Below are 25627 nucleotides of genomic sequence, written 5' to 3'. Positions count from 1 at the left end.
ATGCAAAAAGAATACGCTTTTTTCCAGGTTGTGTTTTATCTCAAGCTACAAAAGAATCTAAAATTTCACTTGAAGCTATTGCACCTATTTTGGGTTGGAAGTTGAATGAAGTTAAAGGATGGAGTTGTTGCGGGGCTTCTCAAGCGCAGTGTGTTGATCCTATTGCGACTTTGGTAGCTAATGCAAGAAATATTGCTTTAGTGGAAGAGATGAAAATGCCAATGCTTACAACTTGTAGTACTTGTATGCTAACTTTAACTAAAGCAAAAAATACTCTTGATAAGGGTGCAAAAGAACGCATCAATACTTTTTTAGCACAAGGTGGAATGAAATATCAAGGTTCAACGCCTATTACAAGTCTTTTGTGGGAGCATTATGAGGATTTGGATAATTTAAAAAGTAAGGTAAAAAAGCCGCTTTCAAATTTAAAAGTAGCTTTATTTTATGGTTATCATAGTTTAAGACCTGAAGATGCTTTCGGTAAAAAAGAAAGTTCAACCAATCCAAAAAGTTTTGAAAGTGTAGTAGAAGTTTTAGGGGCTAAAATAGTTCCTTTTGAAAAACGCCTTGATTGTTGTGGTTTTCATGCTTCTTATCCTGCAGAAAAATCTGTGAAAAAAATGTCTAGTCAAATTGTCAATAATGCAAGTAAAAATCAAGCTGATTGTGTTGTAACACCTTGTCCACTTTGTCAAATGCAGCTTGATATCTATCAAGAAAGATTTCAAGATTATACTAATTCTAAAGCAAGATTGCCTATTATTCATTTATCACAATTAGTAGGACTTGCATTAGGACTTTCTAAAGAAACGGTTGGTTTAGATTATAATATTATTGATGCAAGTAAAATTGCATAAAAACATGGGCAAAAAGCCCATGTTTAAAGATTTAATTCCATTCTTAAAGAATGCTCCCAAAAAGCCACTTCCAAGCGTGTTACAGTATGAAAAATTTCGCTGAGTTTTTGGAATTTTTGTGCACTAACACTTGAAGTATAAGAATTAACAAAATCTTCAAATTCTTTAGCTTCATTTTGAAAATTTTCACTTCCATAGGTCAAAATCCATTCTTTGTAAGGATGATCTTTTAAATTTTCATTTTTTAAACGATTTATAATTTCAGCACCTATTTTTGCATAGCCTATAGCGCAAGCACTAAGAGCAACTAACATATCTAAAAAATCTCCATTTTCACCTATGCTTAACATATAACGCGAATAGGCTATATTGACTAAACTTTCATCTTTTGTATCGAGTTCATCTGCATTAATGCCAAGAGATAAAATTGCACGGTGAAGTTCCATTTCTCCTTCAACTATATAATTTTGAAATTTCACAGCAAAACGAAGTTCTTTTGCGGTATTTGAGTTAAGTGCTAACCTTGCGTAGCATTTTGCGTAATTAAGCAAATAAATATAATCTTGCTTGAGATAAAAAAGAAAATTTTCTTGCTTTAGGCTTTTATCTTCTAATTTTTTAACAAAATCATGATGTAGATAAGCATCCCAAATTTTTTGATTTTCTTTGATTAAATTAGAGAAAAGCATCATTTTTCCTTTATGTTTTAATATTTTATTTTCAAGTATAATGAAAAACTATAAATATTTTAAGCTTTTTATAGTAAAATACGCTTTATTTTAATTTTTTGAAGGAGAACAAATGGCAACATTTGATGATGTAAAAGCAGTAGTAGTAGAGCAATTAAGTATTGATGCAGATGCAGTTAAAATGGAATCAAAAATTATTGAAGATTTAGGTGCTGATTCTTTAGATGTTGTAGAGCTTATTATGGCTTTAGAAGAAAAATTTGAAGTAGAAATTCCAGATAGTGATGCTGAAAAATTAATTAAAATTGAAGATGTTGTAAATTATATTGACAATCTAAAAAAATAATTTTTTTTCTTGCAAGGAGCTTATTCTTGAAAAGAGTTGTAGTTACAGGTATTGGTATGATCAATGCCCTTGGTTTAGATAAAGAAAGTTCATTTAAAGCAATTTGCAATGGAGAAAGCGGAGTAAATAAAATTACTCTTTTTGATGCTACGGACTTTCCTGTTCAAATTGCAGCTGAAGTTAAAAATTTTGATCCATTAGAGGTTGTTGATGGCAAAGAAGTAAAAAAAATTGACCGTTTCATACAACTTGGAATTAAAGCAGCAAGAGAAGCAATGCAGGATGCTGGATTTAGTGAAGAATTAGATAAAGAAGAATTTGGCATTGTTTCGGCTTCTGGTATTGGAGGTTTGCCTAACATAGAAAAAAATTCCATTATTTGTTCCGAGCGAGGTCCGCGTAAAATTTCCCCTTTTTTCATACCTTCAGCACTTGTAAATATGTTAGGAGGTTTGATTTCTATAGAGCATGGACTTAAAGGGCCAAATATTTCTTGTGTTACAGCTTGTGCAGCAGGAACTCATGCTATAGGAGAAGCTTATAAAAGTATAGCTTTGGGAAATGCTAAAAAGATGTTAGTCATAGGTGCAGAAGCTGCGATTTGTCCTGTGGGTATAGGTGGTTTTGCTTCAATGAAAGCTTTATCAACTAGAAATGAAGATCCACAGCATGCTTCAAGACCATTTGACAAAGAAAGAGATGGTTTTGTCATGGGAGAAGGTGCTGGAGCTTTAGTTTTTGAGGAATATGAAGAGGCTAAAAAACGCGGTGCTACGATTTATGCTGAATTAATTGGATTTGGAGAAAGTGCAGATGCGCATCATATTACTTCACCAACTTTAGATGGGCCTTTAAGAGCTATGAAAAAAGCTTTAAATATGGCAGGGAATCCAAAGGTAGATTATATCAATGCACATGGAACTTCAACCCCTGTAAATGACAAAAATGAAACAGCAGTAATTAAAGAGCTTTTTGGCAATAATATCCCGCTTATAAGTTCCACCAAAGGACAAACAGGTCATTGCTTGGGTGCTGCAGGTGCAATTGAAGCAGTTGTTAGTGTTATGGCTTTAAGAGATGGGGTAGTTCCACCTACAATCAATCAGCTTGTAAAAGATGATGAATGTGATCTTGATTATATTCCAAATATATCAAGAAAAGTAGATTTAAAAGTGGTGATGAGTAATTCTTTTGGTTTTGGTGGCACAAATGGCTGTGTTGTATTTAAAAAAGTAGATTAATATGGCTTCTTATTTAGATTTTGAAAAAAATATTCAGCAAATTGACGAGGACATTATCAATGCTCAGATTAAAGGAGATACTGAAGCTGTATCAATTTTAAAGAAAAATCTTGAAAAAGAAATTTCTAAAACTTATAAGAATTTAAGTGATTTTCAGCGTTTGCAATTAGCGCGTCATCCAGATCGCCCTTATGCTCTTGACTATATTGAACTTATTTTAAATGACGCTCACGAAATACATGGTGATCGTGCCTTTAGAGATGATCCTGCTATTGTTTGTTTTATGGGTTATTTAGGAGAGAAAAAAATAATTGTAATTGGTGAGCAAAAAGGACGTGGAACAAAAGATAAAATCGCTAGAAATTTTGGGATGCCACATCCTGAAGGATATCGCAAAGCCTTAAGAGTAGCAAGACTTGCAGAGAAATTTCAAATTCCTATTTTATTTTTGATAGATACTCCAGGTGCTTATCCTGGAATAGGTGCTGAAGAAAGAGGACAAAGTGAAGCTATCGCTAGAAATTTATATGAATTAAGTGATTTGAAAATACCGACCATTGCTATAGTTATCGGAGAAGGCGGTAGTGGCGGGGCGTTAGCTATAGGGGTTGCAGATAAACTTGCAATGATGAAAAATTCTGTTTTTTCAGTAATTTCTCCTGAAGGTTGTGCTGCAATACTTTGGAATGATCCTGCAAAAAGTGAAGCTGCAACCAAGGCTATGAAGGTAACGGCTGATGATTTAAAATCTCAAGGTTTAATTGATGATGTTATAGATGAGCCTACAAATGGTGCACATCGCAATAAAGAGGCTGCAGCAGTAGCTATTGCTGATTATGTAAAAAAATCTCTAAATGAACTTGAAAATATTGATGTACGAGAACTTTCTGCAAATCGTATGCAGAACATTTTAAAGCTTGGAGCCTATCAAGAGGCTTAGGCTTTTACTTCGCTTTTTTAAATAATTTTATTATTTATAATTGTTATCAAAATTAAGTTAATTAAAAGTATTCTTTTTTTATACTTCAAAAATGATTTTAAATATCAAAATAATTATTTTTAAAGGAATTAATTTGACTCAAATCAAAAATATAAAATTTAAAAAAAGTTTACTGTGTTTTTTAATTTTATCTGGAGCTTTGTTAAAAGCAGAAGAAAAATATCAACTTAATGATGTTGTGGTTAGTGCTAGTGGTTTTGAACAAGATTTGGTTGATGCACCTGCTAGTATTTCTATCATTACAAAAGAAGAGCTTGAAAAAAAGCCAATTAAGGATATAGGAGAGGCTATAGGAGATATTCCAGGTGTAGATGTGACTATGAATAAAACAGGCACTTATGATTTTAGCATACGAGGTTTTGGTAGTTCTTATACTCTAGTTTTAATTGATGGAAAACGTCAAAGTGTTGCAAATGGGTTTTATGATAATGGTTTTAGTGGCAGTGAGTCAGGATATCTGCCACCTTTGTCTATGATAGAGCGTATTGAGGTTATACGTGGTCCAGCTTCTACACTTTATGGCAGTGATGCTGTAGGCGGTGTGATAAATATTATCACTAAGAAAAATCCTGATAAAATCGAAGCAAATATAGAATTTAATACTCTTTTACAACAGCACTCTAATCACTATGGTAATGCTGGGGGATTTAATGCTTATGTAGCAACTCCTTTGATTGAAGATACATTATCAATTTCTGCAAGGTTGAAGTATTATGATAAGGCAGCTTCTGATTTAAAATGGCCTACACCGGTTTGGAATAATAACAATCAAAGACCTGATAATTATCAAATTGCTAGTCATAGTCCAGGTGCTTTTACTAGTTTAGGTTTTGGTTCTAGGCTTAATTGGATAGTAGATGATAAAAATAATATATATTTTGATATAGAGCGATATATTAATGAAATTTCAGTGAATTCTACAAGTAGTAGGGCTATTAAAAGTGAAAGACAACTTTTTAAGGATAATATTGTTTTAAATCATGATGGTAACTATGATTTTGGTTCAACTAACTCATATTTACAATATGGTAGCACTAAGGATAAGGAGTTGCATAGCCAAATTTGGGTAGGAGAAGGTAAGGTTGTTTTACCTTGGAATTTAGGTCAATACGGTAATTTAGTAAATACCTTTGGTGCAAGGATTGATTATGAGATGTTAAAAAATGATCAAGCAAGCGCAGGTAGTCAAATAAGAGGTAAAAATCTTGATCAAACCACGGTTGCGCTTTATGGGGAAAATGAGTATTTTATAACAGATGATTTGATTTTTACTACAGGTTTACGTTATATTTATAGCGATTTGTTTGATTCTGAATTTACGCCTAGGGTTTATTTGGTTTATCACTTAAATGATAATATAGCCTTGAAAGGAGGTGTTTCAAAAGGCTATAAAACTCCTGCTGCTAAGGAGTTGACAAATGGATATTATAATTATGCCAATGGTAATGCTTATTTTGGAAACCCTGACTTAAAACCAGAGGAAAGTATAAATTATGAATTGGGCGTTGATTTTAGGATATTTGATTTTGCACATTATTCTATCACAGGATTTATTACTGATTTTACAAATCAAATCAGTAGTGAAGATTTAACAGGTATGCAAAATGGTATTAGTTGTAGCAATGGCACTGTTTGTACGCGTCCTATTAATCTTGGAAAAACACAGACTAAAGGTATAGAATTTGCATTTAATACCAAAACTTACAATGGTTTTAGTCTAAATTCAAGTTATACTTTTATGGATAATCGCTACAAAGATGGTCAAAAAAATTGGTTTGGTGGTGATAGAATAGAAAATTTACCAAGACATATAGCAATGTTAAAATTAAACTATGAGCGAGGTAAATTTAGTTCCTATATAAAAACACGAGCAAGACTTGATACTATAGCTAAAGCAAAAGGTGGCGGTAATGGTAGTCTGCCATGGCAAAAATATAAACCTTTTTATATAGTAGATTTAGGGATAAATTATCAAATCAATAAGCAATCTAGCTTAAGTTTTGCAGTGCAAAATCTTTTTGATAAAAATTTCTTCGATCCGCAAGTTACTAAATGGGATGGGGCTAATCCTGCTGGATATGCAAATCGTTATCAAGACTATACAGAAGGAAGGAGTTTTTGGTTGAGTTATAAATATGATTTTTAATTTTTTAAGGCTTTAATTACCTTTATATTTTCAAAAAAGCAAAAATAAAGTACAATGTGAAAAATAAATAAAAGGTTTTATTATGGCGTTTAAAAATTTAAAAGAACTTTCTTTTGAAAAATCAAATTATATTAAGCCTAAGAGATTTGCTTATGAAAGTAATGGTAAGTTTTGTACTTGGGATTTTATAGAATCTAAAGATAGTGTTTCAGTGCTTTTGTATCATAAAGAATTAGAAAGTTTTATTTTTGTACGCCAATTTCGTATACCACTTTGGTATCATCAAATGCATGATAAAGATTATGTAAAAGATGATGATATGGGCTATACTATAGAGCTTTGTTCTGGGCTTGTGGATAAAAAATTATCTTTAGAGGAAATAGCAAAAGAAGAATGTATAGAAGAACTAGGATATGCTCCTAAAAATTTAGAAAAAATAGGAGATTTTTATACAGGGTTTGGTTCAGGTGTAAGCAAGCAAAGCTTTTATTTCGCAGAAGTTGATGAAAAAGATAAAATTTCTTCTGGAGGTGGAGTTGATGATGAAGAGATTGAAGCTGTTTATGTTAAGGTGCAGGATTTTGAAAAAAAATGTAAAAATATGATAAGAACGCCTTTGCTTGATTTTGCTTATATGTGGTTTTTAAAGGAAAAGTGGGGAAAATTAAAGATTATTTAGGTTAAACCTTAAAAAGGTTCAACCTAGGATTTTAATGAACTGACTCATCAAGCATTTCTTTAAATACATTGAAAAGATCAAGCGATGCATTTTCAGCAACTTTGCATTTATTAATTATGCTGTGTTGAGTAATATCTTTGCTAATATCTTCTGTATTTGCTATTGTTATAGCATTATTCATATTTTCATGAACTTTTTCATGTGGCTCGTTAATTTTTAAGAAGCTTTTATTTTGCCCAAATCTTTCTTTTCCTGTGCTAGCAAGCCATTTTCCTAAGCGACAAGATGTATGGTCAGCTAATTGCTTTCCTGATTTGGAAAAAATTTCTTTATAACCATTTAATTTAAAAGCTATATGATCTAGTTTTGCTAAAGATACGAAAGCTTCTGAAGCGATACCAACTGCATTTGAATTAGTAGAATGCGCTTCATTTACCAAGTGGGTAAATTTTTCGGAAAAACTCATAATATGAGCATTAGAATCTATAGAAATTTTTTCAACTTGCTCACTTTGAGTATACATTTCATTTGCATTTTGCTTTAGAAGGTTGATATTCATTTCAACTTCTGTGGTTGCTTTTTGTGTTTTTTCAGCTAGTTTTCTTACTTCATCAGCAACAACAGCAAAACCACGTCCATGTTCACCTGCGCGTGCAGCTTCTATGGCAGCGTTAAGAGCTAAAAGATTGGTTTGATCGGAAACGTCTTTAATTAGATTAATTACATTAGTAATTTCATCTACACTTCTATGCAATGTTCCTGCAACATCTCTTGTTTTATTGGCTGATTCTGTAATATCCCCTAAGGAAGCATTGATAGAATTAGCAATATGGTTAAGTTCATCCATTTCAGCAAGAGAAGTTTTAGAATAGCTAGAGATAACTTCTGCCTTATTTACATTTTCTAACATATCGCCTTGAACAATAGTAATATTTTTTAAAACCCCAGTTAATAAAACATTTAAAAGATCTGTTTTAAGTTTAGACTCTAAAGCCGCTTGTTCTAATGATGTAATTTTATTTTTTAATTCTAAATTTTCCGATTGAAATTTTTCAATTTTATGTGTAAGATTTTTATTTTCTTCTTCAAGTTTTTGAAGATCAGAATGGTTTATTTTACTTCCAAACATTGTTTTGCCTTATTTTTTATAATTGGCTAGATATCGGCTAAGTTCATCTTTTACATGAAGCTTTTCTTTTTTTAAAGTTGAAATTTCCATGCTGCTAAGAGAAGTTCTACCTTCTTCTGCATCTTTAATCATATCATCAAGTTCATTATGACGATCAAATAGTTTATCAAAATGAGCATCTTTACCTTTTAGCTCTGACATTAATTCTCTATATTCATGTAGCATAAACTCTCCTTGTATTAGTGAAATTTAAAATTCATTTAACAAGGTATTTTACACTATTAAAAGATATTTTTAGCTTAAAAAATAATAAAATTAATAATAATTTTTAAATGTGTGTTATATAAGTGATTTATTAAAGTTTATTTTTAAATTGGAAATATTAAAATTGAGGAATAAATCCTCAAAATTATTTAGAATTTTGTTTTTTTAGAGTTCTTAGAGTAGAAGCTGCAATTCTCATTTTTCTCGTGGTGCCATCTTCTAAAGTTACACGAACTGTTCTGAGATTAGGTAAAAAGCGTCTTTTTGTTTTATTATTAGCATGGCTGACATTATTACCCACCATTGGACCCTTGCCTGTGATTTGACATACTCTTGCCATTTTCTTGTCCTTATGAAAATTTTTAAATGGAGATTTTATCAAAATTAAGCTTAAAATATTCCATAATTTATAGTTTTTTTAATATATAAGTCGATAAAATATTATTTATCACATTTATATATAGTTTAAGGTTTTGATCATGTATGTAGCTCCAAGTTTATTGTCTGCAAATTTTTTGAAATTAGAAGAAGAAGTTAAAGCTATTGAAGTTGCAGGTGCGGATCTTTTACATATTGATGTAATGGATGGACACTTTGTTCCAAATTTGACTTTCGGACCTTGCGTGATCGAAAAAATTTCAACTATTAGTAAATTGCCATTAGATGTGCATTTAATGGTTAAAGATGTAAGTAAATTTGTAGATCTTTTTATCTCTTTAAAACCGAAATTTATCTCTTTTCATATGGAAAGCGAAGTTCATCCTATAAGGCTTTGTGAATATATAAGAAGTCAAGGAATCCATCCTGCTATTGTTTTAAATCCACATACTCCTATTGATTCTATTAAACACATGCTAGAATTTGTAGATATGGTGCTTTTAATGAGTGTTAATCCTGGATTTGGTGGGCAAAAATTTTTACCTTTAGTGCATGAAAAAATCAAAGAATTGCGCCAAATGATTGATAAAAAAAATGCTAAAGTTTTTATAGAGGTTGATGGTGGTGTTAATGGTTTAAATGCTAGTGATTTAGAAGAATCTGGAGCTGATATTTTGGTGGCTGGAAGTTATATTTTTTCTTCTAATGATTATAAAACTGCAATTTCATCTTTAAAGCTTGAATTTTGAGTTTACAGCAAATTGATCAGATTATTTCTATATTAAATAAGCAAAGCAAGCCTTATGATTGGGTGATGCAAGAGTTTGCCAAAGTTGAAGAATTAAAAAATTTTGATTTAGATTTAGAAACTTTTGAGCTTTTGGGGTTAGGTTTAACTTTAAATAAAGATAATATTTTTACTCTTAAAACACGCACAACAAAAATTAAAGATGAAATTTTTTGCATAGTGGATATAGAAAGTACTGGTGGGGTGAGCAAGGGGGAAATTTTAGAAATTGGAGCGGTAAAAATTCAAAATTATAAAGAAATTGGACGCTTTCAAAGTTTTGTTAAGGTAAAAGAAATTCCAGAAAATATAACTGAGCTTACGGGTATTACTTATGAGATGGTGGAAAATGCTCCAAGTTTAACAAAGGTTTTAAGTGATTTTAGACTTTTTTTAAAAGACAGTATTTTTGTAGCACATAATGTGCGTTTTGATTATAGTTTTATTTCTAAGGCTTTAAATGAGTGTGGTTTTGGCATTTTGCTTAATCGTCGTATTTGCACTATAGAATTTGCACAATGTTGTATAGAAAGTCCAAAATATAAACTAGAGGTTTTGAAAGAATTTCTGGGCGTGGAAAATACGCATCATAGGGCCTTAGATGATGCTTTGGCAGCTGCTGAAATTTTTAAATATTGCCTTGGAAAACTTCCTTATCATATAAAAACTACAGAAGAACTTATAAGTTTTACAAAGACTGCACGCATAAAGTAAAAATAAATATTTAAAGTGTATAATTAAAACATAAATGACGGGAGCTTGTGTAACAGGCTGAGAGTAAGCTAAAAGCTTAGACCGAACCGGATCTGGATAATGCCAGCGTCGGGAAGATTTATAAATTTTAATACTTTAAAAATTTATACTCACCCTTCATTTATCCAAATTTTTTAAAGGATAAATTTATGAAAACTCAAATGAATTATGCCAAAGAAGGTATTTTTACTAAAGAAATGCAGATTGTCGCGCAAAAAGAAAATTTAAGTAAAGATTTTTTGCTTGAAAATATTGCTTGCGGTAAAATTATTATCCCTGCAAATATTAATCATAAAAGTCTTGATCCAAATGGTATAGGTTTTGGACTGCGTACTAAGGTTAATGTAAATTTAGGAGTTTCAAATGATTGCGTTGATTATAGCGAGGAAATGAAAAAAGTAGAGCTTGCTCATAAATTTGGCATAGAAGCAATTATGGACTTAAGCAATTATGGCAAAACAAGTCGTTTTAGAGACGAGCTTGTTAATGTTTCAAAAGCTATGATAGGAACAGTTCCTGTATATGATGCGGTAGGATTTTTAGAAAAAGATTTAAAACAAATTGGTGCTAAAGACTTTTTAGATGTTGTATATCATCATGCTAAAAGTGGGGTTGATTTTATGACAATTCATGCAGGTATTAATTCTCGCGCAGCGCATATTTTTAAACAAAGTAAAAGACTTACAAATATAGTTTCAAGAGGAGGCTCTGTGCTTTATGCTTGGATGATGATGAAAGATGCCGAAAATCCTTTTTTTGAGTATTATGATGATTTGCTTGACATTTGTTTAAAATACGATGTAACTTTATCTTTGGGCGATGCTTTGCGTCCTGGCTCTACTCACGATGCAAGTGATGGGGCGCAAATTTCAGAGCTTATAGAATTATCGCTTCTTACCCAAAGGGCTTGGGATGTTGGGGTTCAAGTAATGATAGAAGGTCCAGGGCATATGGCTATTAATGAAATAGAGGCAAATATGCAATTAGAAAAGCGTTTATGCAAAGGAGCTCCTTTTTATGTCTTAGGGCCTTTAGTAATAGATATTGGCGCAGGGTATGATCATATTAGTGGTGCTATTGGAGGAGCTGTGGCTGCAGCTAGCGGTGCTGATATGCTGTGCTATGTAACACCTGCTGAACACTTAAGACTTCCAAATTTAGAAGATGTTAGAGAGGGTATAGTTGCGACTAAAATTGCAGCTCATGCAGGAGATATAGCCAAACTTCCAAAAGAAAGAGCAAGGGATGATGAGATGAGTAAGGCTAGACAAGAGATAGATTGGGAGAAAATGTTTAAACTTGCTATTGATGGAGAAAAGGCCAAAAAAATGTTTAATGAGCGTCGCCCTGATGATTTAAACTCATGTTCCATGTGTGGAAAAATGTGTGCAATGAATACTATGAATCAAATTTTAAAAGGCGAGGATGTGAGTTTAGCTTGAATAAACTTTGAGAGTAAGATCTATAGAGATACCTTGCTCTCCTGCTTTAAGATTAAGTGGATAATCAAGCTTGATTAAGTTATTATAGTTTTTTAGAGCATCAATAAAATCATAAAGTCTTCTAGGATTGTTCATTGTCGCTTTAATGGCTAAGCGGTTTTTTAGATATTTTTCTTGTTTTTCGGGCTTAGTTTCTTGAATTTTTACGTTTTGAAAATATTTTTGTAAAAAAATATCAAAATTTCCTATATTAAAATTTTGCTCAAATTGCTCTAAGCTTTTGTTGTTTTCGCTTCTTAGAGTTGATATTTTATCTTCACTAAAGTCAAATTTTGATTTAGCGGCTTTTAAGATAGCAAGTTGTGAGTTTTCTCTAAGATTTGCTTGTTTGTAATTTTTTAATGTCGGTAAAAGTAAAAATAAGATCAAGGCTGTGCAAACGCTTATAAAACTTAACGCGCAAATGATAAGCTTTAATAAATCAATTTCTTCTAGGCTTTTATCTTTCATCTGCAACTCCTGGAATTTGTTTACTAATACTAACAAAACGATACCACCCATTATCTAAGCGATAATAGGTTGTATAGCTTTGATCAAAGATGCTTTTTAAAGGGGTTTCTAAAAGTAGAGTAAACATTTCTCTTGTAGGAGTGACTCCAATAAGTTTTAAGGAATATTCGTCTTGTTCAACACTTTCAAGAGTAATATTATCAGTTTTTACAATAATATCAAATAGATTTCTTAAGCTTTCTTTAATAATTTGATTTTGAGTGTTAAAATTTTTCGCTATTTGGCTTTGATCAAATAAAATTTCATAAAGTATTTCATTTTGCTTAGTTTGATTTTGAAGCACTATAACTTGTTGTTTTTCATCATTGATAGAGCTATTGATTAATGCAATTTTTATTGTATATGTAAAATATACTAGCAAGATAAATAATATACTAAAACCAAAAAGTCCTAGCCAAATTTTATCAAAGAGTGTGAAAATAGGTTTTTTTCTTGGCTGTATGAAGCTATAAGTCATTTAAGCTCCTTTCGCATCAACTCTATCATAAGATCTAAGGTGTTGATTTGTTTCGTTTTTATCTCTAAAAAAGTTTCACTTTCTAAAAAATCAATAGCACTTATGTTAATATCTGATTCGCTATATAATAAAATACCATTGATAAATACCCCAGCATATTTATCATCATTGTAAAATTTTTCAATGCTCGTAATAATATAACGGCAAAGTTCCATATCATTGCTAAATTGATTTAATTCATCAAGATTAAAATTATCATTATTATCCAAAGTTTCAAGATTATTTTCTTGATCAAGTAGATCAAATTTATTATTTAAGGCTTCATTGAAGTTATCTAAGGTAACTTCAGTATCATCGTTGTTGTTTTCAATTTCTTGATTATCTTCTGATGGAAGTTCAAGCTCTAAACCTAATTCTTGCTCAAATATTTTAAAATCACCGTATAAAATAGTATTGCCTTTAGCAACAATAATTGCCAAAAGATGTCCTTGTTTAAATCCATAAAGTAAAATTTGATCATCAGGCTGTTTTTCTTTTTGTATATTGTAGTAAAGAAGGGCAAAAGGGGAATATAAAAAATCTAAACCTCTATATTCTTCAAAAAGCTCGCTATAATATTCCACATGTTCGGTAGCCGTATAAACAAGGGCATTATTAAACAAAATATGCTGTAAGCTGATTTTTCCTATATTAAAGTGCTCACAATCTTGAATATTTGTACTAGGTATTAATCCTTGTTCTTTGGCGTCTAAAAATAAAGCAGTGTGGTAAAATAAGAAATGCTTGCTTAAATTTTTTATGTATTCTAATAAATTTTCACTTTTATCAAAAGTTTTTTCATTGCTACTGATTAGTTTATTTCCTCTGTAAATAGAAGCTTTTACAATATTTTTTTTATCTTCTAAAATAATACTAATAAAAAGTTGTGGAAATATTTTTTTAAGTAAAAATAACATTTCATTCCTTAAATTGATCAGCTAAGCTAATTTTATCAAATTGTTCCATTAGAAATTCTTTAGCTTTTTCTTTATCTAAAGATAAAATATCCAAAGGTTCACTTAGACTATAAGTAATCTTACTAAAAGGTTTTGGCAAGATCATCTTATCCCAACTTTTAAATTCCCAAAAACGATTTGCTTCATAGTTTAAAATTCTTATCTTTAGTTCTTTTTTTTGAGCCAAAATGATAGAACCATCTGAAATACTATGATAAGGCCCACGTGGACCATCGGGCGTGATAACTATATCGTCATTTTGTTCTAAAACTTTAAATGCAGCTCTAAGTGCACTGCTAGCACCCCTTGAAGTGCTTCCTCTTACAGTATCAAGACCGAAAAGCTTGATGATTTTTGCAATTTGTTCTCCATCTTTATGGTGGGAGATCATGACATAGGCTTTTTTATTTTTTTGTCTATAATGTCTAAACGCAAAAGGCATGAGTGCTAATTTTCCATGCCAAAAAAGTATCACACTAGCTTTACGGTCAACTTTTTCACCTTTATAGTGCTTTTTACAGCTTAAAAAAATAAGCCATTGCAAGATGAAAATTATATATGTTAAGCAATGGATTTTAAACGATTTCCCCATATAAAACCATACGCTTTGCATTAGTGATTTTTACTTCTTTAAATTGCCCTAAAAGTTCTTCGCTACCTTCAACTTGAACTAAAAAATTATTATCTGTTCTTCCAGCAATGCTATTGCCTGCTCTTAATTCTTCAAATAAAACTTTAAAAGTTTTATTTTCTTGTTTTTTTACAATTTCATCTAAAATTTCACTATGACGATTTTGTAAGGTGCTAAGTCTTCTTGAAGCTGTTTCTTCATCGATTTGATTAGGCATGGTTGCGGCTTTTGTTAAAGGGCGTTTGGAGTATTTAAAAGAAAAAATTTGTTCAAAACGTACTTTTTCCAAAACATCCATAGTTTCTTCAAAATCTTTTTCACTTTCCCCTGGAAAAGCTACAATAATGTCTGTAGAAATGCTAACATTTGGACAAAGTTCTCTAAGTTTTAAAGCTCTATTTAAATACCATTCTTTAGTATAGCTACGCTTCATAGCTTTTAAAATTTCACTTGAGCCGCTTTGTAAAGGCATATGCATGGATTTGCAAACTTTTGGATTATTGGCAAAAACTTCTAAAAATTTATCATCCATATGCAAAGGATGTGGACTTGTAAAGCGAATGCGTTCCAAATCTTCTATGGTGCTAAGTTCTTCTAAAAGATCTGAAAAGTCCATTTTTTTATGTTCGTTTCTAAATCTTTTGCCGTAGTTATTGACATTTTGTCCTAGCAAAAAAATCTCTTTAGCACCTTTTTCAACAGCTTTTTGAGCTTCTTTGTAGATAATGTTAAAAGGTATGGAAATTTCATCTCCTCTAGTATGTGGCACTATACAATAAGTGCAGTGTTTGTCACAACCTATGGAGATATTAATATAGGATTTATAAATACTATTTCTAAAATCTGCAAAAGCAAATTCACTTTCATCATAGTCTATATCCACGCCCATAAATTTTGGAGTTTTTATAGCTTGAGTGATTTTGGAAATATTTCTTGCTCCTAGAACAAAATCCACATAAGGAGCACGTTTGAAAATTTCATTTCCCAAATGCGATGCAGTACATCCACAAACTCCTATTTTAGCACCTTCTTTTTTAACTTTTTCAAAACTACCTACTTCTGAGAAAAGTTTATGCACAGGTTTTTCACGCACTGAACAGGTATTGATAAGAATAAGATCTGCTTCTTTGATATCTTCTGTTAGTTCGTAATTTTCTTTTTGTGTTAATTCTGCGATCATATGCTCAGAATCTCTGACATTCATCGCACAACCTAAAGTTTGGATAAAAAGTTTTTTAGCACTCAAAGAATATGTACCTCATACATAAAATCATTATCATCAAGTCCGTATTTTACGGTTCTATGATAAATGCTTACTCCTTTTTTTTCAAAATGATTTACAAGGGCAATGAGTTGTTTGTGTGTATTATCTTTATCAAAATAAAAAAACTTTTGTCCTTCTTTTTCTATAGCCTCTTCGATTTTTTCTAGGCTAATATTTTTAGGTTTTTCATTAATCAAAGTTCTTGCCAATTTTAATTCCATAGCTAAATCCTTAAGAATTTTCATTTTAATCTATAATTTTAGCAAATTTTACTTTTAATTAAACTTATTAAGGATATAATTTTTATCTACATTTTTAAATTTCCCACAAAAAAGGTTTTATAAAATATGGAAAAGATAGCAGATATTATCGAATCTATTGCTAATGAAAAAAATTTAAACTTAGAGAATGTAAGAGAAAAGGTAGCTACCGCTTTAATCAATACTGCAAAAAGAATTTATGGACAAGAATATGAGTTTTTTGTGGATCCTAAAAATTTAAATCTTTATCAAAAAATTACCATAGTAGCAGATAATGACGAGAGATTGCAAAATAAAAGTGAGAGTTTTATCGCGTTAAGTAAGGCAAAATCAGAAGCTCCAGATGTTGAAATAGGAGATGAATTAACCTATGAATGTTCTTTGGAAAATTTAGGAAGAACTGCGGTAAATACCTTGCATAAAGAACTTGAATATCATATACAAAAATTATTAGAACAAACTATTTTTGAAAAATATAAAAACAAAGTAGGGCAAATGGTTTTTGGTACAGTTGTTAGAGTGGATAATGAAGAAAATACTTTTATTGAAATAGATGAATTAAGAGCTTTTTTACCGAGAAAAAATCGCATTAAAGGGGAAAAATTTAAAATAGGTGATGTGGTAAAAGCTGTGATACGCCGTGTTTATACAGATAAAGGTATTAAAATCGAGCTTAGTCGTACAAGTCCTAAATTTTTAGAATGTTTACTTGAAGCTGAGGTTCCAGAAATCAAAGATGGTTATGTCAATATTATAGGATGTGCTAGAATTCCAGGTGAAAGAGCAAAAATCATTCTTCAGGCCAATGGAGCAAATATCGATCCTGTAGGTGCTACAGTAGGTGTTAAAGGTGTAAGAATTAATGCAGTAAGCAAAGAGCTTCATAATGAAAATATTGATTGTATAGAATTTACAAATGAGAGTGAAATTTTAATTTCTCGTGCCTTGGCTCCTGCTATTGTAAATTCTGTAAAAATTGAAGATAAAAAAGCTATGGTAAGTTTAAATAGCGAACAAAAAAGCAAAGCCATAGGAAAAAATGGTATTAATATTCGCCTTGCTTCTATGTTAAGTGGTTATGAAATAGAGCTCAATGAATTAAGCTCATCGCAGCTAAATAATGCCATCAGCAATGAAGAAGCAATGAAAAATCTTCAAGATTTGTTTAAAATTTAAAATATTTGTGAATTTTCACAAATGTTTTTTATAAAACCACTTCCAATAAAATGCCGCAAAGATAAAAATCATACCCAATAAACCTGTAATCAGTTTTAAACTCAAGCCTATTTCAAATAAAAAGCCCATAAGCATTGAAATAATAGCGCTAAAACTAAGATAAATCATATCTGTATAAGCGATCACTCTACCATGATATTCTTTGTCAGCATTTTTTTGTATCATGGTGTAGGTATAAGCCCAAAGCGCTGAGGTAAAAAAACCTGCACCAATTAAACCTAAAAAAGAAATATAAAAATTAAATTGAGTTAAAGCCCAAAGTATAATACCCAAGCCTTGACCAAGATACATGTAAAATAAATTTTTATTATTAATAAATTTGCTTAAAACCATAGGCCCTATAGCTAAAGAACAAGCACGTACCGCATTTAAAAACCCTATTACTAAAGCAGCAGATAAAACTTCTTTGTATTGATGTTGTGCTAAAAGCGCAACCAAGGTTTCATAAGCAGTTAAACCTATAAAAGCGTGAAGCAAGATAAGATGAAAAATTATTTTGTTATTTAAAATATAGAAAAATCCTTCTTTTATCATAGTAAAAAAGCGACTTTGTGTTTTGTGATGAAAATCAGGAATGCTTAATCTTACTAAAAAAGAAATGCCTATGAGTATAAGCATACAGTCAAATAAAAAAGCGGTTTTAACTCCTAGAAAATAAATAAAAATTCCCGCACTTGCCATACCTGCTGTATAAGAAATCGCCCAAATGACACTGTGCATTTCATTAGCGAGTTTAAGTTCTTGAGGGGTTAAAATTTTGGCCAATAAACTCATTTCAGCTTGAAAATAAATCGAAGCAACACAAAGTCTTATGAAAATTAAAATAAACAAAAGCCAAAGCATACTAAGACTTGTGACAAAAATAAGACAAAAAATAGAAATTAATTCTATGCTAATCATACTGAGTAAAAGTTTTTTAGGTTTATTTTTCTCTACTATAACCCCATTAATAGGAGCAAGCAAAACTCCAGGTAAAAAAGCAAGCATAGCACTTGTAGCTGTTGCCCAAGTAGGAGCATTAAGCTCGACTAAAAGGGTAAAAACTCCCGTTTGAGAAAACCATGCTCCAAAATATACTATAAACTGAACCGAAGCCAATATTCTGATATTTTTATTATTTTTTAATAGTTCAATGTAATTCATAAGCGAAACTATAGCATAATTTATATTTTAAATGCTATAATTATTTTAATTATGTAAAAAAACAAGGAAAAATTTTGAAAAGACTGGATAAAAAAGAAGCTTTAGATTTATTACATCATGCGAGTTTAACTGAACTTGGAGAAATGGCTTATAAAAGAAAATTAGAACTTCATCCTGAAAAAATCACTACTTTTGTTGTAGATAGAAATATTAATTATACCAATGTTTGTTGTATTGATTGTTCTTTTTGTGCTTTTTATCGCCATCATAAAGAAGATGATGCTTATATTTTAAGCTTTGAGGAGATAGGCAAGAAGATAGAGGAGCTTGAAGCTATTGGGGGTACGCAAATTCTTTTTCAAGGCGGGGTGCACCCAAAATTAAAAATAGAATGGTATGAAGAATTAGTTTCTTGGATAAAAGAACATTATCCAAATATCACTGTACATGGTTTTTCAGCGGTTGAGATCGCTTATATCGCAAAGGCATCTAAAATTTCAATTACTGAAGTACTTCAAAGACTACAAGCTAAAGGTTTATTTTCTATACCAGGAGCAGGTGCTGAGGTGCTAAGCGATAGGGTGCGTGATATTATCGCACCAAATAAATGTGATACAGCTACTTGGTTAGAAGTACATCGCCAAGCTCATAAAATCGGTATGAAAAGTACAGCTACTATGATGTTTGGAACGGTTGAAAATGATGAAGAAATCATCGATCATTTCGAGCATTTGAGAAAATTGCAAGATGAAACAGGGGGATTTAGAGCTTTTATTTTATGGAGCTTTCAAAGTGATAATACTGCTTTAATCCAAAAACATCCAGAGATTATGAAACAAAGTTCTAACAAGTATTTAAGACTTTTAGCTCTAGCAAGACTTTATTTAGATAATTTTAAAAATTTGCAAAGTTCTTGGGTAACTCAAGGCTCGCTTATAGGTCAACTTGCTTTAAAATTTGGGGCCAATGATTTAGGCTCAACCATGATGGAAGAAAATGTAGTAAGTGCTGCAGGAGCAAGTTATAGAATGAATCAAGATGAGATGATAAGGCTGATTAGAAGTTTAGGCGAAAATCCAGCTAAACGCAATACCGCTTATGAAATTTTAGAAAGGTTTTAATGCAGTATTTAGACAGTAGGGGTGTTAAAATCCCTTTTATTTTTGAAAAAAATTCTGATTTTCCTATTGTTGTTTTAAAGCTTGTTTTTAGAAATTGCGCTAGAAGTTATGATGAAATAGCAGGCTTAGCTAAGATGTTTTCACGTATTTTAAATGAAGGTGTGGATGATAAATTTTTTAAAGATTTAGAATTTAGAGCGATAAATTTAGAGGCAAGTAGTGGTTTTGAAAGTTTGGAAATCAATCTTTCTTGTTTAAAAGAAAATTTTGATTTTGCTTTAAAGAGTTTGGAAAAATTGCTTTTAAAACCAAGAATAGAAGAAAAAATTTTGCAAAAATTAAAAATCAATGCCTTAGGTGAGCTCGCGAGTAAAAATAGTGATTTTGATTATTTAGCAAAAAATTTACTTAATGCTCAAATTTTTAAATGCAAAGAATTTCAAAGCTCAAACGATGGAGATGAAAAAAGTATAAAAATCTTATCTTTAAAAGATTTACAAAATTTTTATAAAAATTTTATCCATCTTAGTGATTTGGTTGTGATTTTAGGAGGAGATTTAGAAGAAAAACAAGCCAAGGAAGATCTTTTAAAACTATTATCAAAACTTCAAATAGGCAAAAAAAATACTCCAAAAAAATATGAATTAAGCAAAAACATTAAAGATGAAATTTTGATACGCCCAGAAAGCGAACAAGCTTATATTTATTTTGCTACGCCTTTTTTTGCTGATTTTAAAGATAAGGATTTATATCTTGCAAAAATTGCTTTATTTGTTCTAGGACAAGGGGGGTTTGGTTCAAGGATTATGGAAGAAATTCGTGTTAAAAGAGGTCTTGCATACTCAGCTTATGCTATGCTTGATATGAATATGTCTTTTTCTAGAGTTTTTGGATATTTACAAACTAAAAATGAAAGCGCTAAAGAAGCTAAAAAAATCGTAAAAGAGCTTTTTGAAGATTTTATAAAAAATGGCATGACTCAAAATGAACTTGATCAAGCTAAAAATTTTCTCATAGGATCAACTCCTTTGCGTTATGAAGGCTTAAGCAAGCGTTTATCTATGGCCTTTAATGAATTTTATCAAGGTTTAAATTTGGGATATTATAAAGAAGAGTTAAAACTTATGGAAAAGGTTAAACTTGAAACTATCAATGCTTATATTAACAAACATCAAGAGCTTTTAAATATAAGTTTTGCAAGCATACAAAATGAAAATTAAAGAAAGTGATTTTGAATTTTTTAAAAAATTAAAAATTAAAAGTGCTATTGATTTAGCGCTTCTTTTACCTAAAAAAATTGAAAATTTAAATCCAAGTAAAAATCCTAAAGAAAATGAAATTTGCACCCAAAAAATCACTATAAAAAGCGTTAGTTCAAGAAAAAATCAACTTTTTGGTTTAGGTTTTTGTGAAGAATGGCAAGAAAATATTTCTTTTGTGTTTTTTCATCCTAGAGCTTGGCATTTTGGGATTTGTAAGGTAGGAAAAGGGCTTATTTTTAATGCTAAACTCTCGCGTTTTAATCACACTTGGCAATTTAACAATCCTAAAATTTTAACTTCTTTTGAGGGTTTTAGTCCAAAGTATCAAATTTTAGGTTTAAAAGATGCAAAAATTGCTGCTTTTATACATAAATATCTTAATTATGAAAATTTACAAGAAAGTGGCATAGGGGATAAATATATACATTTTCTTTTAAATTTGCATGCTTATAATGAAAAAAGTTTTTTTATGTTTGAAAATTTGCAAAATTTTAGCAAAGATTTAAAATATATAGAAATATATAATTTTTTAAAGCGTTTAAAAGCTAAAAAAACGCATTTTAAAGCTCATCAAATCAATGTTTTTAACATAGCCAATTGGCTTAAAGATTTGCCTTTTTCTCTTACTAAAGATCAGCTTAATGCCTTAAAAGATATAGAAAAAGATTTGCATTCAAAAGAAGCTAAAAGGCGTGTGATTATGGGTGATGTAGGGTGTGGTAAAACTTTGGTTTTGCTTGGTGCGGCTTTGATGGTTTATCCTAAACAAGCTATTTTGATGGCACCTACTAGTATTTTAGCGCATCAGCTTTATGAAGAGGCTAAGAAATTTTTGCCTGATTTTATGAATATTTTGTTTATTAAAGGGGGTAAAAAAGAAAAAGATTTAGAACAAAATATTCAAAAAGCAAATCTTATTATAGGTACTCATGCTTTAATTCATTTAGAAAGCCATAATGCCGTACTTGTAATGATAGATGAACAACATCGTTTTGGCTCGGCTCAGCGTGAGAAAATTCATTCTTTAGGTAAACAAGAATTTGCCCCTCATTTTATACAGTTTTCGGCTACGCCTATTCCAAGAACCTTAAGCATGATACAATCTGAACTTTTAAATTTTAGTTTCATTAAACAAATGCCTTTTAAAAAAGATATCACAACTTATTGTATACAAAATGAAGGCTTTTCTAAGCTTAGCGAGAAGATCAAAGAAGAAATCGCTAAAAATCATCAAATTATCATTATTTATCCCTTAGTGAGTGCTAGTGATAATATTCCTTATCTTTCTTTAGAGCAGGCTAAAGAATATTGGCAGAGTCACTATGAAAAAGTTTTTGTAACTCATGGGAAAGATAAACAAAAAGATGAAATTTTAGAGCGTTTTAGAGATGAGGGAAATATTTTACTAAGCACTACAGTGGTGGAAGTGGGCATTTCTTTGCCAAGATTGAGTATGATAGTGATTGTAGGAGCGGAACGTTTAGGACTTGCTACCTTGCATCAACTTCGTGGTCGTGTAGGTCGTGTAGGGCTTAAAAGCACTTGTTATCTTTATACTAAACTTAAAGAAATTCCAAGTCGTTTAAAAGAATTTGCTAGCACTTTAGATGGGTTTAAAATAGCAGAGCTTGATCTTAAAAACCGTTTGAGTGGAGATTTGCTCGATGGTTTTATGCAACATGGAAATGAGTTTAAATTTTTTGATTTTTCTAAGGATGAGGAGATTTTAGAAAAGGTAAAAAAAGATTTGGCAAAAAAAATGCCAAATTAATGTCCGCCATACTTATAAAGCATATTTTGAAAATGTGAAGCTATCATTTGTGCACGCTGTAAAATAACTGTTTTCATTTCTTCATTATAAACTATATTTAAACTTTCTTCAAAAAGTCCTAGCCAAACTTCAAAAAATTCTTGAGGAAAAGGAGGTAGATCTAGATGCTTTTTTAAGGGTTGCCCATTATAATCACCTTCGCCTAAAAGCATGCCTGCCCAAAAATTTCCTATTTTTGCTTTATGTTCTTTCCACTCTTCATCACTTGTTCCAATAGCATTGTTAAAAATAGGACCTAAATCCTTATCTTTTCTAACTTTTTCATAAAATATTTCCATGAGTTTTGCTATGCTTTCTTGATTAATTGTTTCAAATTTCATATAAGCCTTTCTTGAATGTTAATTTTATAGCGTTAATATAGCAAAAATAAGATAAATTAAATTTAACATAAGTTAAGAATGGAAAATATTATATAATGAAAGATTATTTAGAACTTTTATCTAGTGTAGGAAAATTAAAAAAATTTCAAAAAAATAGTATTTTATTTTATGAAGGCGAAGAGGCTAAAAAATTTTTTATTTTACTCAAGGGAAAAATACGCATTTATAAAAGTACATCAAGTGATAAAGAAATTACTTTGCATTATTTTAATCCTCCAAATTTTATAGCAGAAATGCCTGCTTTTAAAAAATTAAATTATCCTGCCAATGCCATCTTTGAAGAAGATGGAGAAATTTTGGAAATTGATTTTATTAATTTTCAAAATTTATGCAGTGAAAATAAAGAATTCAATTTTTTACTTATCAGCTCACTTTTTGATAAAATCAAAATTTTAGAAAAGAAATTATCTCAAAATGCATTAGATTTAAGAACGAGATTGTTAAAGTATCTTTTGGAAAATGAAAAAAAATTAGATACAATTTCGCAAAAACAAATCGCAATTGATTTAAATGTTAGAGCGCAATCTTTATCTCGAGTGTTAAAAGAGCTTAAAATTTCAGAACTTATTGATACAAAAAAAGGTAAAATTGAAATTTTAAATAAAGATATGATTATAAAAGAACTTTGGTAAAATTTAAGGTAGAGAATGGATTTTGATTTTATATTAGCTCAAGCTCCCGCTTTTTTAACAGCTGCTTGGCTTACGATAAAACTAAGCTTTTTTGGAATTATTTTTTCTTTAATAATAGGCTTGTTTTGCATTTTAATGAGTTATTTTAAAATAAAAATTTTAGAAAATATTTGCAAGCTTTATATAGAGTTTTCAAGAAATACGCCTTTATTAATTCAACTTTTTTTCTTATATTATGCTTTGCCTAAATTTAATATACATTTAGAGCAAATTCTACCGCTCAATTTAATTTGTTTAAGCGTAGAAGAAACTTTAAGACCTTCTTTTGCTTGTGCTATAGTAGGACTTAGTTTTTTAGGGGGTTCTTATATGGCTGAGAGTTTAAGGGCGGGATTTGAAGCCATAAGAAAACAGCAGTTTGAAGCAGGACTTTCTTTGGGTTTTTCAAAATTTGGAAATTTGCGTTATGTGATTTTGCCGCAAGCTTTGGCTATTTCTATGCCAAGTATTAGTGCTAATATTATATTTTTAATCAAAGAAACTTCAGTTGTTAGCATTATTGCCTTGCCAGATTTGGTGAATTTAATGAAGAGTTTAAATTCCTTAACCTATAAGACAGATGAGCTATTGTTTTTGTTGTTTATGGGATATTTGTGCATTATTTTGCCTTTGTCTTTTATTTTGCTAAAGTTTGAAAAAAGGTTGCTTTATGCTTGAACTTTTAAATACCGATACGCTTTTAAGACTCTGGCAAGGGCTTTTTGTCACTTTTGAAATTTCATTTATCAGCATTATTATTACTTCGATAGGCGGGTTGTTTTTGGGAATTTTAATGAGTTTTAAAAATACCTATATCTATGCTTTTTGTCGTTTAGGTTTAGAATTTGTACGTGTTATGCCACTTTTAGTATGGTTTTTTGTGGTGTATTTTGGTTTTCCTAGATGGTTTGGGTGGGATTTGAGTTCTGTAAGTGTAGCTATTATTGTTTTTAGCATTTGGGGTTGTTTTGAGATGATGGATTTGGTGCGTGTTTCCTTACAGAGTATTCCAAAACATCAGCATGAAAGTGCATTATCTTTAGGTTTAAATACGATGCAAAGTTTTGTTTATATTATTATTCCACAAGCTACGCGTCGTTTAACTCCTATGAGTATGAATTTACTTACTCGCATGATCAAAAGTACAACCTTTGCTTATTTAATCGGTGCTGTAGAGCTTGTAAAAGTAGGGCAACAAATTATAGAATTTCATAATAGAAATGATTTTGCACCTTTTATTATTTATGGTTTGATTTTTTTTATCTTTTTTATACTTTGTTATCCTATCACTTTATATTCAAGAAAATTAGAGAAAAAATGGAGCTAAAATGAGCATACTAAAAATAGAAAATTTACAAAAGTATTATGGTTCGCATCATGCTTTAAAAGATATTAATTTAGAAGTTAAGGATAAGGAAGTTGTGGTGATTTTGGGTCCTAGTGGGTGCGGAAAATCTACGCTTTTGCGTTGTATTAATGGGCTTGAAGAGATTGCAAGTGGTAATATTTATATTGATAATGAAAAAATAGATAAAGATTTCAAAGAATGGCCAAGAATGCGTCAAAAAGTTGGTATGGTTTTTCAGTCTTATGAGCTTTTTGAGCATTTAAGTGTTGAAGAAAATATACTTTTAGGGCCTATGAAAGTGCAAAAAAGAAAGAAAGATGAGGTTTTACAAGAGGCTAAAATTTGGCTTGAAAAGGTGGGGCTTTTGCATAAAATTCATGCTTATCCAAGAGAACTTAGTGGAGGACAAAAACAAAGAATTGCTATAGTAAGAAGTTTATGCATGAATCCTGAGTTAATGCTTTTTGATGAGGTTACAGCAGCGCTGGATCCTGAGATTGTCAGAGAAGTTTTAGAAGTGATGTTAAATCTTGCAAAAGAGGGTATGACTATGCTTATTGTTACTCATGAAATGGGTTTTGCTAAAGCTGTAGCAGATAAAATTATTTTTATGGATGAAGGAAAAATCATCGAAGAAAATGATCCTAAAAGTTTTTTTGAAAATCCAAAAAGCGAAAGAGCAAAGAAATTTTTAAATTTATTTGATTATCATAAATAGATAAAAATAATATTGGTTTATGATAATAA

27 protein-coding genes, 3 pseudogenes and 1 riboswitch are annotated in these 25627 nt (G+C 30.5%); of the genes and pseudogenes, 17 read left to right on the top strand and 13 right to left on the bottom strand.

The window, feature by feature from the left end; genetic code table 11:
• A pseudogene (gene sdhE / locus BGS40_RS03875) lies at nt 1-857 on the top strand (8-methylmenaquinol:fumarate reductase membrane anchor subunit).
• 23 nt (nt 858-880) lie between these two features.
• Here sdhE and tenA read toward each other — a convergent pair.
• On the bottom strand, nt 881-1549 hold the full coding sequence (tenA, locus tag BGS40_RS03870) for a thiaminase II (protein ID WP_079747914.1): 669 nt from the start codon (nt 1547-1549) through the stop codon (nt 881-883).
• Nucleotides 1550-1658: 109 nt separating this feature from the next.
• Here tenA and acpP point away from each other — a divergent pair, with 109 nt between their 5' ends.
• The 5 genes from acpP to BGS40_RS03845 all read left to right on the top strand — a co-directional run bounded on the left by acpP (nt 1659) and on the right by BGS40_RS03845 (nt 6958).
• Entirely contained in the window at nt 1659-1892 is a 234-nt protein-coding gene (gene acpP, locus BGS40_RS03865) for an acyl carrier protein (protein ID WP_002854831.1), read from the top strand.
• Nucleotides 1893-1918: 26 nt separating this feature from the next.
• A complete protein-coding gene (locus BGS40_RS03860; RefSeq protein ID WP_096738386.1) occupies nt 1919-3133 on the top strand; it encodes a beta-ketoacyl-ACP synthase II in 1215 nt (404 codons plus the stop codon).
• A 1-nt stretch (nt 3134) separates the two neighbouring features.
• Nucleotides 3135-4073 carry an acetyl-CoA carboxylase carboxyl transferase subunit alpha gene (accA, locus tag BGS40_RS03855; protein WP_004305998.1) on the top strand — a complete coding sequence of 313 codons (939 nt, stop codon included), beginning with the start codon at nt 3135-3137 and terminating at the stop codon, nt 4071-4073.
• A gap of 133 nt (nt 4074-4206) precedes the next feature.
• Entirely contained in the window at nt 4207-6279 is a 2073-nt protein-coding gene (locus BGS40_RS03850) for a TonB-dependent receptor domain-containing protein (protein ID WP_096738385.1), read from the top strand.
• 82 nt (nt 6280-6361) lie between these two features.
• The gene (locus BGS40_RS03845) at nt 6362-6958 is read left to right on the top strand and encodes an NUDIX domain-containing protein (RefSeq protein WP_057031594.1); all 597 of its coding nucleotides are present in this window, start codon (nt 6362-6364) and stop codon (nt 6956-6958) included.
• 31 nt (nt 6959-6989) lie between these two features.
• On the opposite strand, the gene BGS40_RS09985 is transcribed toward BGS40_RS03845, so the two are convergent.
• The 4 genes and pseudogenes from BGS40_RS09985 to rpmB all read right to left on the bottom strand — a co-directional run bounded on the left by BGS40_RS09985 (nt 6990) and on the right by rpmB (nt 8691).
• A complete protein-coding gene (locus tag BGS40_RS09985; RefSeq protein ID WP_371930701.1) occupies nt 6990-7424 on the bottom strand; it encodes a CZB domain-containing protein in 435 nt (144 codons plus the stop codon).
• Nucleotides 7425-7427: 3 nt separating this feature from the next.
• A pseudogene (locus BGS40_RS09980) lies at nt 7428-7676 on the bottom strand (methyl-accepting chemotaxis protein); the annotation flags it as partial.
• 420 nt (nt 7677-8096) lie between these two features.
• The gene (locus BGS40_RS03835) at nt 8097-8312 is read right to left on the bottom strand and encodes a YdcH family protein (RefSeq protein ID WP_052797824.1); all 216 of its coding nucleotides are present in this window, start codon (nt 8310-8312) and stop codon (nt 8097-8099) included.
• Nucleotides 8313-8496: 184 nt separating this feature from the next.
• Nucleotides 8497-8691, bottom strand: a complete 195-nt coding sequence (gene rpmB, locus BGS40_RS03830; protein WP_002854974.1) for a 50S ribosomal protein L28 — start codon at nt 8689-8691, stop codon at nt 8497-8499.
• A 139-nt stretch (nt 8692-8830) separates the two neighbouring features.
• On the opposite strand from rpmB, the gene rpe reads away from it, so the two are divergent.
• The 3 genes from rpe (at nt 8831) to thiC (ending at nt 11711) form a co-directional block, all read left to right on the top strand.
• On the top strand, nt 8831-9478 hold the full coding sequence (rpe, locus tag BGS40_RS03825; protein ID WP_057035374.1) for a ribulose-phosphate 3-epimerase: 648 nt from the start codon (nt 8831-8833) through the stop codon (nt 9476-9478).
• Nucleotides 9475-10230, top strand: a complete 756-nt coding sequence (locus tag BGS40_RS03820; protein ID WP_002880676.1) for a 3'-5' exonuclease — start codon at nt 9475-9477, stop codon at nt 10228-10230. The genes rpe and BGS40_RS03820 overlap by 4 nt, the downstream gene beginning before the upstream one ends.
• 27 nt (nt 10231-10257) lie before the next feature.
• Nucleotides 10258-10362, top strand: a riboswitch (TPP riboswitch).
• A gap of 56 nt (nt 10363-10418) precedes the next feature.
• Nucleotides 10419-11711 carry a phosphomethylpyrimidine synthase ThiC gene (gene thiC / locus BGS40_RS03815; RefSeq protein WP_032589549.1) on the top strand — a complete coding sequence of 431 codons (1293 nt, stop codon included), beginning with the start codon at nt 10419-10421 and terminating at the stop codon, nt 11709-11711.
• Here thiC and BGS40_RS03810 read toward each other — a convergent pair.
• From BGS40_RS03810 to BGS40_RS03785, 6 genes are read right to left on the bottom strand one after another with little or no spacing between them, the layout of a single operon-like run.
• Nucleotides 11703-12221, bottom strand: coding sequence for a hypothetical protein (locus tag BGS40_RS03810; RefSeq protein WP_002868197.1), 519 nt, complete (start codon nt 12219-12221; stop codon nt 11703-11705). The genes thiC and BGS40_RS03810 overlap by 9 nt on opposite strands.
• Entirely contained in the window at nt 12211-12738 is a 528-nt protein-coding gene (locus BGS40_RS03805; RefSeq protein WP_096738384.1) for a hypothetical protein, read from the bottom strand. Before BGS40_RS03805 ends, BGS40_RS03810 begins: the two co-directional genes overlap by 11 nt.
• The gene (locus tag BGS40_RS03800; protein WP_002880681.1) at nt 12735-13694 is read right to left on the bottom strand and encodes a hypothetical protein; all 960 of its coding nucleotides are present in this window, start codon (nt 13692-13694) and stop codon (nt 12735-12737) included. Before BGS40_RS03800 ends, BGS40_RS03805 begins: the two co-directional genes overlap by 4 nt.
• A gap of 1 nt (nt 13695) precedes the next feature.
• The gene (locus tag BGS40_RS03795; RefSeq protein WP_002891782.1) at nt 13696-14325 is read right to left on the bottom strand and encodes a lysophospholipid acyltransferase family protein; all 630 of its coding nucleotides are present in this window, start codon (nt 14323-14325) and stop codon (nt 13696-13698) included.
• A complete protein-coding gene (miaB, locus tag BGS40_RS03790) occupies nt 14309-15610 on the bottom strand; it encodes a tRNA (N6-isopentenyl adenosine(37)-C2)-methylthiotransferase MiaB (protein WP_087704599.1) in 1302 nt (433 codons plus the stop codon). Before miaB ends, BGS40_RS03795 begins: the two co-directional genes overlap by 17 nt.
• The gene (locus tag BGS40_RS03785) at nt 15607-15849 is read right to left on the bottom strand and encodes an HP0268 family nuclease (RefSeq protein ID WP_002851103.1); all 243 of its coding nucleotides are present in this window, start codon (nt 15847-15849) and stop codon (nt 15607-15609) included. Before BGS40_RS03785 ends, miaB begins: the two co-directional genes overlap by 4 nt.
• A 126-nt stretch (nt 15850-15975) precedes the next feature.
• Here BGS40_RS03785 and nusA point away from each other — a divergent pair, with 126 nt between their 5' ends.
• Nucleotides 15976-17064, top strand: a complete 1089-nt coding sequence (gene nusA / locus BGS40_RS03780; RefSeq protein WP_052805800.1) for a transcription termination factor NusA — start codon at nt 15976-15978, stop codon at nt 17062-17064.
• 15 nt (nt 17065-17079) lie between these two features.
• On the opposite strand, the gene BGS40_RS03775 is transcribed toward nusA, so the two are convergent.
• Nucleotides 17080-18267, bottom strand: a complete 1188-nt coding sequence (locus BGS40_RS03775) for an MFS transporter (RefSeq protein ID WP_096738383.1) — start codon at nt 18265-18267, stop codon at nt 17080-17082.
• A 74-nt stretch (nt 18268-18341) separates the two neighbouring features.
• Here BGS40_RS03775 and BGS40_RS03770 point away from each other — a divergent pair, with 74 nt between their 5' ends.
• Genes BGS40_RS03770 through recG form a run of 3 tightly spaced genes read left to right on the top strand, consistent with a single transcriptional unit; the run spans nt 18342 to nt 22421 of the window.
• A complete protein-coding gene (locus BGS40_RS03770; RefSeq protein ID WP_002857333.1) occupies nt 18342-19388 on the top strand; it encodes a dehypoxanthine futalosine cyclase in 1047 nt (348 codons plus the stop codon).
• Nucleotides 19388-20608: a M16 family metallopeptidase gene (locus BGS40_RS03765; protein ID WP_052781921.1), complete on the top strand. Its 1221-nt coding sequence runs from the start codon at nt 19388-19390 to the stop codon at nt 20606-20608. Before BGS40_RS03770 ends, BGS40_RS03765 begins: the two co-directional genes overlap by 1 nt.
• Entirely contained in the window at nt 20598-22421 is a 1824-nt protein-coding gene (gene recG, locus BGS40_RS03760) for an ATP-dependent DNA helicase RecG (RefSeq protein ID WP_096738382.1), read from the top strand. The genes BGS40_RS03765 and recG overlap by 11 nt, the downstream gene beginning before the upstream one ends.
• On the opposite strand, the gene ctb is transcribed toward recG, so the two are convergent.
• The gene (gene ctb, locus BGS40_RS03755; protein WP_002867609.1) at nt 22418-22801 is read right to left on the bottom strand and encodes a truncated hemoglobin Ctb; all 384 of its coding nucleotides are present in this window, start codon (nt 22799-22801) and stop codon (nt 22418-22420) included. The genes recG and ctb overlap by 4 nt on opposite strands.
• A gap of 95 nt (nt 22802-22896) precedes the next feature.
• Between ctb and nssR the strand changes: the two genes are divergently transcribed.
• From nssR to BGS40_RS03735, 4 genes and pseudogenes are all read left to right on the top strand, one after another.
• Nucleotides 22897-23493: a nitrosative stress-sensitive transcriptional regulator NssR gene (gene nssR / locus BGS40_RS03750; RefSeq protein WP_002859899.1), complete on the top strand. Its 597-nt coding sequence runs from the start codon at nt 22897-22899 to the stop codon at nt 23491-23493.
• A gap of 15 nt (nt 23494-23508) precedes the next feature.
• On the top strand, nt 23509-24210 hold the full coding sequence (locus BGS40_RS03745) for an amino acid ABC transporter permease (protein WP_052797814.1): 702 nt from the start codon (nt 23509-23511) through the stop codon (nt 24208-24210).
• A complete protein-coding gene (locus BGS40_RS03740; protein WP_087691831.1) occupies nt 24203-24859 on the top strand; it encodes an amino acid ABC transporter permease in 657 nt (218 codons plus the stop codon). Before BGS40_RS03745 ends, BGS40_RS03740 begins: the two co-directional genes overlap by 8 nt.
• Before the next feature lies 1 nt (nt 24860).
• Nucleotides 24861-25621 (top strand): annotated as a pseudogene (locus BGS40_RS03735) (amino acid ABC transporter ATP-binding protein).
• Nucleotides 25622-25627 lie beyond the last annotated feature (6 nt).

The sequence above is a fragment of the Campylobacter sp. 107 genome (assembly GCF_002383835.1).
GTDB lineage: Bacteria > Campylobacterota > Campylobacteria > Campylobacterales > Campylobacteraceae > Campylobacter_D > Campylobacter_D jejuni.
The sequence above is the reverse complement of the archived record's forward strand: the minus strand, read 5'-3'. Positions and strand labels throughout refer to the sequence as shown.